Raw genomic sequence first — 543 nt, forward strand, 5'->3', positions numbered from 1 at the left:
CTAAGACCTTTTCTGCGCAATAACGGCCAAGGGCTATCGTAATGCCTTGCTCTTTGGCTTGACCGAGCGCTTTCTCTTCATCATTGCATTGGGCTATGCCAATACTCGTGCCCCAACCGCCGTCTTTACAGCAGTCGGCAAAACCAAAAGCGGCGTCTGTGCACTTCATGCCTTTGCCTGTAAATATCTTCGGTGGGTTACCCATACCGTCAGCGGCTTCTGCGAGCGCGGCTAAGGCTGAGGTGCTTTCATTAAAGCGGTTTGAAGTGGTCGCCATGGCTTCAAAGCAATCGCCATCCAGACAAAAGCTCTCTTCTCCACAGATTAATTGGGTGGCACTGCAGCGCCGCTGTGGGCAGGATTTATTGACTTTCTCCTCAATGCACACACCGTTTTGCTGGAGGCTGCAATGGGTTGACGTCGTGGTGCAATCGGCGGGCAGGACGTTGCACGTATTGGGTCGAGTGCATTGGTGCTCAACCCGATACTTCCAGCAATCAAGCGTGGTCGGTATGCCATTAATGATGCGGGTGGCTCGACCTT

General features: G+C 53.0%; 1 protein-coding gene. It reads right to left on the reverse strand.

Annotation, left to right across the window (positions count from 1 at the left end; all coding sequences use genetic code 11):
• On the reverse strand, nt 1-543 hold a 543-nt coding region (traN, locus tag AB4496_RS23760), incomplete at both ends, for a conjugal transfer protein TraN (RefSeq protein WP_372132221.1).

This window comes from Vibrio sp. 10N.222.46.A1, assembly GCF_041473595.1.
GTDB lineage: Bacteria > Pseudomonadota > Gammaproteobacteria > Enterobacterales > Vibrionaceae > Vibrio > Vibrio tasmaniensis_A.